This is a genomic window from Blautia sp. BCRC 81119, assembly GCF_003184505.1.
Classification (GTDB): Bacteria; Bacillota; Clostridia; order Lachnospirales; family Lachnospiraceae; genus Blautia_A; species Blautia_A fusiformis.
Map to the genome: position 1 here is coordinate 214,134 of NZ_QJHD01000002.1, position 8,886 is coordinate 223,019.

9 protein-coding genes and 1 pseudogene are annotated in these 8,886 nt (G+C 43.9%); 9 read left to right on the plus strand and 1 reads right to left on the minus strand.

Features of this window, described 5'->3' with window-relative positions; genetic code table 11:
- Positions 1-31: 31 nt before the first annotated feature.
- Positions 32-1,051 (minus strand): ribonuclease H-like domain-containing protein, encoded by a 1,020-nt coding sequence (locus DMI82_RS02045; RefSeq protein WP_110102317.1) that lies wholly within the window; start codon positions 1,049-1,051, stop codon positions 32-34.
- 478 nt (positions 1,052-1,529) lie between these two features.
- Between DMI82_RS02045 and rsxC the strand changes: the two genes are divergently transcribed.
- The 9 genes and pseudogenes from rsxC to DMI82_RS02090 all read left to right on the plus strand — a co-directional run.
- Positions 1,530-2,855 (plus strand): electron transport complex subunit RsxC, encoded by a 1,326-nt coding sequence (rsxC, locus tag DMI82_RS02050; RefSeq protein WP_021650509.1) that lies wholly within the window; start codon positions 1,530-1,532, stop codon positions 2,853-2,855.
- A 14-nt stretch (positions 2,856-2,869) separates the two neighbouring features.
- Positions 2,870-3,847, plus strand: coding sequence for an RnfABCDGE type electron transport complex subunit D (locus tag DMI82_RS02055; protein WP_110102319.1), 978 nt, complete (start codon positions 2,870-2,872; stop codon positions 3,845-3,847).
- The gene (locus DMI82_RS02060; RefSeq protein ID WP_015524882.1) at positions 3,847-4,425 is read left to right on the plus strand and encodes an RnfABCDGE type electron transport complex subunit G; all 579 of its coding nucleotides are present in this window, start codon (positions 3,847-3,849) and stop codon (positions 4,423-4,425) included. Before DMI82_RS02055 ends, DMI82_RS02060 begins: the two co-directional genes overlap by 1 nt.
- 14 nt (positions 4,426-4,439) lie before the next feature.
- The gene (gene rsxE / locus DMI82_RS02065; protein ID WP_015524883.1) at positions 4,440-5,144 is read left to right on the plus strand and encodes an electron transport complex subunit RsxE; all 705 of its coding nucleotides are present in this window, start codon (positions 4,440-4,442) and stop codon (positions 5,142-5,144) included.
- Between the two features lie 16 nt (positions 5,145-5,160).
- Positions 5,161-5,736, plus strand: a complete 576-nt coding sequence (locus tag DMI82_RS02070) for an electron transport complex protein RnfA (protein ID WP_015524884.1) — start codon at positions 5,161-5,163, stop codon at positions 5,734-5,736.
- 13 nt (positions 5,737-5,749) lie between these two features.
- Positions 5,750-6,541: an RnfABCDGE type electron transport complex subunit B gene (locus DMI82_RS02075; protein ID WP_110102321.1), complete on the plus strand. Its 792-nt coding sequence runs from the start codon at positions 5,750-5,752 to the stop codon at positions 6,539-6,541.
- A 222-nt stretch (positions 6,542-6,763) separates the two neighbouring features.
- Positions 6,764-7,828 (plus strand): tryptophan--tRNA ligase, encoded by a 1,065-nt coding sequence (trpS, locus tag DMI82_RS02080; RefSeq protein ID WP_015524886.1) that lies wholly within the window; start codon positions 6,764-6,766, stop codon positions 7,826-7,828.
- 146 nt (positions 7,829-7,974) lie between these two features.
- Positions 7,975-8,586 (plus strand): Holliday junction branch migration protein RuvA, encoded by a 612-nt coding sequence (ruvA, locus tag DMI82_RS02085; RefSeq protein ID WP_110102322.1) that lies wholly within the window; start codon positions 7,975-7,977, stop codon positions 8,584-8,586.
- A gap of 207 nt (positions 8,587-8,793) precedes the next feature.
- A pseudogene (locus DMI82_RS02090) lies at positions 8,794-8,886 on the plus strand (transposase); the annotation flags it as partial.

Consider the following 8,886-nt stretch of genomic DNA (forward strand, 5'->3'; position numbering starts at 1 on the left):
CTTTTTTAATTGGAATTTCGTAACAGAGATATTATTTAAGAACAGAAAGATAATATGGCAGGCAGTGTTTCAGATAGGTTTTCTGTTTTAAAGGATCATGCAGAAAAGCTTCTGTTACAGGAAACCAGGTATAACAGTTGTCCCTTTTGGCAGGCCTTCGGAGCTTTTTATCCATGCAGGCACTTAAGGTTTTTGGTATTGCAGTGTCTTCGGAAGGGATGTAATCGTAATCTTTATAATTGGAATAATATTGCTTTAAACGTCCATTTTGAAGCTTCACAAGAAGACGGACACGGTTATTCTGTCCGATTATGTAGAATTCTTCACTATGATTTGAAAATTCAACAGGCAGATCGTAATTAGTTTTAATGGTAAAGGCCAATTGATCGTCTTGAATTTCACAATTTAGTGCTTCGTAATCTTCATTGAAAAGAGCAAGATAGGACAGCATGGAGAAAATTTTTCCAAGTCCCAGAAGATCTTCCCGGTTATGTCCCATAACGATCTCTGCCGCTTCCGGTTTCTTTCCGGAAGCGAATTGTTTGTAAAGACGGATGCAGGCACCTCCATCATAGTAGTTCCGTTCAGTAATACCGAGAAATGATTCCATGGAAGGCTGATTCATCCGTGAAAGCTTCAGAAGTCCCTTGAGCGGCTTTAGTTCCCGGTAAAGATCCAGAGATGGCAGCTCCGTAAAAGGGGAAGAGAGTCCGTGGATCTGATATCGTGCATCCAGATAAGGCTGGTCAAAGCTGTCACCGTTATATTGGATCGTACATGAAAAATCCTGAAGGAATTCAGAAAATGTTTTCAGAAGTTCAGGTTCTTCCTCTTCATTTTCAATCATCCACTGGTACATCTGCCAGTTGTTTCCTTCGTAGGCTACAGCACCGATCAGATACAGAAAAGTGGAATTTCGTGATAGTCCTGTAGTTTCAATATCATAGAAAAGCGGTACAAAACGCTCTGAAAATCCATGATTTTTAGTCAATTTTTTAACAGTCTCAAAGTCTGGAAATCCTTGTAAAATCGGCATTTTTTTAACGATCATGTTAATTTTCTCCTTTATGGATTGTATCTGATTATACACAAAAAAATTGCTTTTCAATAGTGCAATTTAAAGTGAAATGAGTTATAGTTATTAGTAGAGTTGATGATAAAAAACAGGAAATGGTACTGGATTTATGTAGGGATTGACAGTGAAAAAATGACTATTATCGCTTCATAAATTAGTTATTCATTTACAGCTTTTTATGAGCTGATGAATATCTTCTACCGAAGTATATCACAGGATCGTGTCTGGATTCAATCTTTCATACATATCCTGCTCAAAGCAGAAGCTATTTTGTTACTGTTCGCTGGTAATGTTTCGCGAAATGATTTATGGGAGCGAAATAGATCTTGTTTGTCTTGGATGAAATAAGAAAAGGAAAATCAGAAACACAGAATCAACTTTAAAAAAGAGTATATGCGCAACGCAGAAATACCATGTACATGTACTTGCAAAAATAAAGGAGGAGATGAGATCTATGGCATTTTTAACCTTCAGGGGTGGTATCCATCCTTATGACGGCAAAGATTTGTCAAAAAACTGTCCTGTCGAGAAGTATCTGCCGAAGGGAGATCTGGCAATTCTTGTTTCTCAGCACATCGGAGCTCCGGCCAAGCCGATCGTAAAAAAAGGTGATCATGTGCTTGCAGGACAGAAAATCGCAGAAGCAGGAGGATTTGTTTCCGCACCGATACACTCGTCTGTATCAGGAACCGTAAAGGGAATCGAGAAACGTCTGACCGCAGTAGGCGCCATGGGTGATGCGATCATCATTGAGAATGACGGTCTGTACGAATCTGTGGAATATGCACCTGCAAAGCTTTCGGATCTTTCCAAGGAGGATATCCTGAAAAGGATTCAGGAAGGCGGAGTTGTTGGTCAGGGTGGTGCAGGTTTCCCGACACATGTAAAGCTCTCACCAAAGGAACCTGACAAGATCGATCATATCCTGGTCAACGGTGCGGAATGTGAGCCTTATATCACCAGTGACTACCGAAGGATGATGGAAGAACCGGAAAGTATTGTTGGTGGTCTGGAAGTAATCCTGAAAGCTTTCCCGAAGGCAGTGGGATGTATCTGTATCGAGGACAACAAACCGGATTGTATTGCCAGGATGAAAGAAGCCATCAAAGGCAAAGAGCGTATGGAAGTAAAAGAGCTTAAGACCAAATACCCTCAGGGTGGTGAGCGTACACTGATCTATGCGGTAACAGGCAGAGAGATCAATTCCACCATGCTTCCGGCAGACGTAGGATGCGTGGTTGATAACGTAGAGACCGTCACTTCTGTTTATAAGGCAGTGATCCTTGGACAGCCGGTCATCAGCCGTAATGTAACGGTTACCGGAGACGGTATCCGTACACCGAAGAACTTTTCCGTTCTTACAGGCACAGATCTGTCTGAACTGGTAGATGCTGCAGGCGGACTGAAGGAAAAGATCGCAAAAGCAATCTCCGGCGGACCGATGATGGGATTTGCGTTGTATGATCTTCATATTCCATGTACGAAGACAACTTCTTCCCTGCTTTTCCTGGAGCGTGACGCAGTTTCCGAGGCGAAGCAGATCCAGACTGCATGTATCAATTGCGGACGTTGTGTAAGCGTCTGTCCGGGCCATGTGGTTCCGGCCCGCCTTGCAACTCTTGCAGAACACGGTGATATGGCAGGCTTCGAAAAAATGGATGGTATGGAATGCTGCGAGTGCGGCTGCTGCAGTTACATCTGTCCGGCCAAACGACCTCTGACTCAGAGTATTAAATCTATGAGAAAAATGGTTCTTGCAGAGCGCAAGAAAAAGAAATAGGGGGAGGAATAACAATGGAACAAATGTATAACGTATCATCTAATCCCCATATCAGGGATAAAATGACCACCAGCCGTATTATGCAGCTGGTAGTGATCGCACTTCTGCCGACAACACTTTTCGGTATCTGGAACTTTGGAGTGCATGCACTCCTTGTAGTGCTGGCGACGGTTGCATCCAGTGTGTTTTTTGAATGGCTGTATGACCGACTGATGCATAAAAAGAATACAACTACTGATTTCAGTGCAGTTGTAACAGGACTTCTGCTTGCACTGAACATGCCGCCCCAGATCCCGATCTGGATGCCGATCCTTGGCAGTGCTTTTGCGATCATTGTTGTAAAACAGCTGTTCGGTGGACTTGGACAGAACTTTATGAACCCGGCTCTTGCAGGAAGATGTTTCCTTATGATCTCTTTTGCCGGAAAAATGACCAACTTTGCAGTTTCCAAAAGCTCCCATGCTGTTGTAGATGCGGTTACACAGGCAACACCTCTGGCAGCGCTTAAAAGCCAGGGATTCATTGAGAGGACTTCTATTCCTGTAAAGAATCTGTTCCTTGGTAATATCCAGGGTACCATCGGTGAGACTTCTGCTCTGGCGATCCTCATCGGTGCAGTGATCCTTCTCGCATTTAAGATCATCGATCTGAAGGTACCTCTTACATATATTGGAAGTTTTGCAATATTTGTCATTTTCTATATGCTGGGAACAGGCAAAGGCTTTGATGTAAATTATCTTTTCAGCCATATCTTTGGAGGAGGTCTGATGCTTGGAGCCTGGTTTATGGCAACCGATTATGTGACAACGCCGATCACTCCGAAAGGTCAGCTGGTATATGGTTGCTGCCTCGGTATCGTGACAGCGGTATTCCGTCTCTTTGGTGGTTCCGCAGAGGGCGTTTCCTATGCGATCATTTTCTGCAATCTTCTGGTTCCGCTTATTGAAAAAGTAACAAAACCGGTTGCTTTTGGAAAAGGAGGCAAGAAATAATGGGTAAGATTATCAGAAATACATTGATCCTTACGATCATTACAGTAGTTGCCGGCCTTGGCCTTGGACTGGTTTACGAAGTTACCAAAGAACCCATTGCAAGAACCGAGGAACAGGCAAAAAAAGAAGCCTGGCAGACTGTATTCAGTGATGTAAGCCTGGAAGATTTTAAAGCTGTAGATGTAGACAAGGAAGCAGCAGATAAAACAGTTGCAGATCTTGGAATCAAAGCAACCGTAGATGAAGTCTGTGAAGCAGCAGATGAAGGCTATGTGGTAACTGTAACCGATAAAGAGGGTTACGGCGGTGATATCCAGATCACAGTTGGTGTAACAAAAGACGGTACCGTCAGCGGCGTTTCCATTCTTTCCATCAGTGAGACTGCCGGACTTGGAATGCGTGCTACAGAAGCGAAGTTCCAGGAACAGTATGTTGGAAAGAATACCGACAAATTCTATGTATCCAAGGACGGCGGCGAAGGTGAGCCTATTGATGCTATCAGTGGTGCGACCATCACATCCAGAGCTTTTACCGGTGCAGTCAATACAGCTATCGGCTATTGCAAAAACGCATTTTAGGAGGGTAGTTGAATATGAATAATTGTGGTGAAAGATTAAAAAACGGCATTATAACCGAAAATCCGATTTTCGTCCTGATGCTTGGTATGTGTCCTACCCTTGCGGTAACGACTTCTGCGATCAATGGTATTGGTATGGGACTTTCCACAACCGTAGTTCTGGTTATGTCAAACATGCTCATCTCCATGCTGCGTAAGGTTATTCCAGACTCCGTCAGAATGCCGGCCTTTATCGTAGTTGTAGCATCTTTTGTAACTATCGTACAGTTTCTGATGGAAGGCTTTACTCCTTCTCTTTATGAGTCACTTGGAATTTACATTCCACTGATCGTTGTTAACTGTATCATTCTGGGACGTGCAGAGAGTTATGCTTCCAAGAACCCTGTCCTTCCGTCTATCTTTGACGGACTTGGAATGGGTCTTGGCTTCACAGTGGGCCTGGTTGCCATTGGTCTTGTAAGAGAGATCCTTGGTTCCGGAAAGGCTTTCGGAGCACAGATCATTCCGGTTGCTGATGCAGCTACCGGTGCTGCCGGCTATACCCCGATCACTATCTTTATCCTTGCACCTGGAGCATTTCTGGTTCTTGCCGGACTTGCAGCGATCCAGAACAAAGTAAAGATCAACATGGCAAAGAAGGGCAAAGATGTTTCCAAGATCCAGTCCGGCTGTGGCTCCAATTGTGCGACCTGCGGCGGATGTCCTTCCGACAAAGAATAAAAAGGGGGAATAGAAAATGGCAAGCTTGATGTTGATTGCAATTGGTTCTGCGCTTTGCAGTAACGTTGTATTGAGTCAGTTCCTGGGAATCTGTTCTTTCCTTGGAGTTTCCAAGAAAACAGAAACCGCAGCCGGCATGGGTGGTGCAGTTGTGTTTGTTATTACTATTGCATCTTTTGTTGCAGGACTGCTTTATAAATTCATCCTGGTACCGACCCATTTTGAGTATCTGAAAACGATCGTATTTATCCTGGTTATCGCGGCACTGGTACAGATTGTAGAAATGTTTCTCAAGAAATTTGTACCATCCCTTTACAAGGCACTTGGTGTATACCTTCCTCTGATCACAACAAACTGTGCAGTTCTTGGTGTAGCACTGAACAATGTTAAATATGAATACAGCATTCTTGAAAGTGTTGTCAACGGATTTGCCACAGGTGTAGGTTACCTGATCGCAATTGTATTACTTGCGGGAATCCGTGAAAAAATGGAATACAACGATATTCCGGAATCCTTCCAGGGTATGCCGATCGTTCTGCTTACGGCAGCACTGATGGCTATTGCATTCTTTGGATTCTCCGGAATCGTATAGGAGGAAGAAGAGCATGAGTATAACAGGAATTATTATGGCTGCAGTCATTGTCGGCGGTACTGGTTTATTCATTGGTATCTTCCTCGGACTTGCAGACAAGAAATTAACCGTTAAGGTAGATGAAAAGGAAGAAGCCATTCTCGGCGTTCTTCCAGGAAATAACTGTGGTGGTTGTGGATATCCGGGATGTTCCGGACTCGCTGCCGCAATTGCAAAGGGAGAAGCTCCTGTAGATCAGTGTCCGGTTGGCGGTGCTCCTGTTGCAGCCAAGATTGGCGCGATCATGGGACAGGAAGTAAAAGAAACCGCACGTCAGGTTGCTTTTGTAAAATGTGCGGGAACCTGTGATAAGACGACTGTGAAATATGAGTACACAGGTGTGGAAGACTGCGAGATGATGGCTTTCATCCCTGGCAGCGGTGCAAAAAACTGTACATTTGGATGTATGGGCTTCGGAAGCTGTGTAAAGGCATGTCCATTTGATGCGATCCATATAGTGAATGGTATTGCGGTCGTAGATCAGGAAGCATGTAAAGCCTGTGGCAAATGTGTTGCCAAATGTCCGCGTCACCTGATCGAGCTGGTACCATATGACAAACAGACACGTGTAGCCTGCAGCTCCCACGCAAAAGGTAAGGCAGTTACAGTTGCCTGCGAGCTTGGCTGTATCGGCTGTAAAAAATGTGAGAAGAATTGTCCGTCCGAGGCGATCACAGTTACCGATTTCTGTGCACACATCGATTACGATAAGTGTACAGGCTGCGGTAAATGTAAGGAAGTTTGCCCAAGACATGTGATTCTGTAAAACAAAAAGGACTGCCTGTCACAGAAGTTTTCCGAGTGACGTGGCAGTTCTTTTTTGGAATAAAGCATGTTGTGCCCGATAATGCATAAATAAATACGTACAAGCTTTTGGTTATATTTCGATGAAAAATTGCAGTTTCCGGTTAAAAATATTTGACCGGTGAATTTCAAGGGGCTATAATAGGATATAAATATTCAGTATACTTCAAGGAGAACGAAATTCATGAGTAAGATTATTTTAACTGGCGACCGTCCGACGGGGCGCCTTCATGTAGGTCATTATGTTGGATCTCTGGCAGAGCGTGTGAAGCTGCAGAATTCCGGCTTATATGATGAGATTTATATTATGATCGCAGATGCCCAGGCACTTACAGATAATGCAGAGCATCCGGAGAAAGTACGTCATAACATTCTTCAGGTTGCTCTGGACTATCTGGCATGCGGGCTTGATCCGGAGAAATCCAATATTTTTATTCAGTCCATGGTTCCGGAGCTGACAGAACTTACCTTTTATTATATGAATCTGGTTACGGTAGCACGAGTACAGCGTAATCCTACCGTTAAATCCGAGATTAAGATGCGTAATTTTGAAGCCAGCATCCCAGTAGGCTTTTTCTGCTATCCGATCAGTCAGGCTGCGGATATTACTGCTTTCCGCGCAACACATGTACCGGTAGGTGAAGATCAGCTTCCGATGCTTGAGCAGTGCAAGGAGATCGTCCATAAATTCAATACCGTTTATGGTGACACACTGACAGATCCGGAAATTGTTCTTTCTTCCAATAAAGCATGCTTACGTCTTCCGGGAATTGACGGAAAGGCTAAGATGAGTAAGTCTCTCGGAAACTGCATCTATCTGTCTGATGAAGAAGATGTTGTGAAGAAAAAGATCATGTCCATGTTTACAGATCCGAATCATCTTCGTGTTCAGGATCCTGGTCGTGTAGAGGGAAATCCGGTATTTATCTATCTGGATGCCTTCAGCCGCCCGGAACATTTTGCTGAATTTCTGCCAGAGTATCAGAATCTGGATGAACTTAAGGCTCACTATCAGAGAGGTGGCCTTGGTGATGTGAAAGTCAAGAAGTTCCTGAATAATGTTATGCAGGCAGAGCTTGGACCGATCCGTGAAAGAAGGAAAATGTGGGAGCAGCGAACCGAAGATGTGTTCGATATCCTGAAAGCCGGTACAGAGGTTGCCAGAGAAAAAGCTGCCGCAACGCTTCATGATGTCCGTTCTTCTATGCGGATCAATTATTTTGAGGATCAGGATTTCCTTAATCAGTGATAGAAAACAACGAGAGGAATCACAGGCTTGTATACAGGATCAACCCGGAGATTGTATTCCGGGTTGATTTTTTTTGAAAATTATGTTACTATTGCGTTCATATGGGAAACAGATGTTCAGCTGTTTCAGGGAAGGAGCCTTGAGATTTGATTTCTTTTGTAAAAGGTACTGTAGCAGATATCGGTGAAAATTGTCTGGTTGTGGAAAATGGCGGAATTGGTTATGAGATTTATATGACAGGACAGGATCTTGGGAAAGCACGGATAGGCGATGAAAAGAAGATCCATACCTTTCTCTATGTGCGGGAGGATATTCTACAGCTATATGGTTTTTTTTCGAAGGATGATCTTGGCATGTTCAAGCTTCTGATCGGTGTCAACGGAGTCGGACCTAAAGGCGCTCTGGGGATCCTTTCCGGGATCAGTGCAGACGAGCTTCGTTTTGCAGTGCTTTCCGATGATGTAAAAACAATCTCCAAGGCCCCTGGAATCGGGAAAAAGACAGCCCAGAAAATGATCCTGGAGCTGAAAGACAAGCTGAAGTTGGAAGATGCTTTTGAGATGAAACTGGCGCATCAGCAGGAAGAAGCAGCTGAGGGAGCATCTGATCTGAGGGATAGTCGTCAGGAAGCGGTGGAGGCGCTTGCCGCATTAGGATACAGTTCTGCAGATGCCCTTCGTGCAGTACGAAAGGTACCGGAAGATGTGCCGGCAGATGATGTAGAAGCAATTCTTCGGGCTGCACTGAAAAATTTTTAACAAATGTAGCAAGAATTCTCCCACCTCTTCAGGTGGTGAGATGAATTGCACATCTGAGCATATCTGCTTAAAAAAATCTCTATAGTATAAAAGAAACACTTGTTCTCCTTTCCCTGATGTAGTATACTGAAAAAGAACAATTAGTTCATAAATACATATCCGTCGATATAAGAAAAAGGATGATAAATATAATGGAGTTAGACCATGAAAGATGCATTCTGGAGTCAGATCTTCTGTCTGCTCAGTGCAGGCGGAGCAACGATTGAAACGATACGGCAGTATATAGAAAGCCAGGGTGAG

Coding starts and splice junctions, on each gene's coding strand:
- DMI82_RS02060 (WP_015524882.1), top strand. CDS start 3,847: ATGGGTAAGATTATCAGAAATACATTGATCCTTACGATCATTACAGTA.
- trpS (WP_015524886.1), top strand. CDS start 6,764: ATGAGTAAGATTATTTTAACTGGCGACCGTCCGACGGGGCGCCTTCAT.
- DMI82_RS02075 (WP_110102321.1), top strand. CDS start 5,750: ATGAGTATAACAGGAATTATTATGGCTGCAGTCATTGTCGGCGGTACT.
- DMI82_RS02070 (WP_015524884.1), top strand. CDS start 5,161: ATGGCAAGCTTGATGTTGATTGCAATTGGTTCTGCGCTTTGCAGTAAC.
- rsxC (WP_021650509.1), top strand. CDS start 1,530: ATGGCATTTTTAACCTTCAGGGGTGGTATCCATCCTTATGACGGCAAA.
- DMI82_RS02045 (WP_110102317.1), bottom strand. CDS start 1,051: ATGATCGTTAAAAAAATGCCGATTTTACAAGGATTTCCAGACTTTGAG.
- rsxE (WP_015524883.1), top strand. CDS start 4,440: ATGAATAATTGTGGTGAAAGATTAAAAAACGGCATTATAACCGAAAAT.
- DMI82_RS02055 (WP_110102319.1), top strand. CDS start 2,870: ATGGAACAAATGTATAACGTATCATCTAATCCCCATATCAGGGATAAA.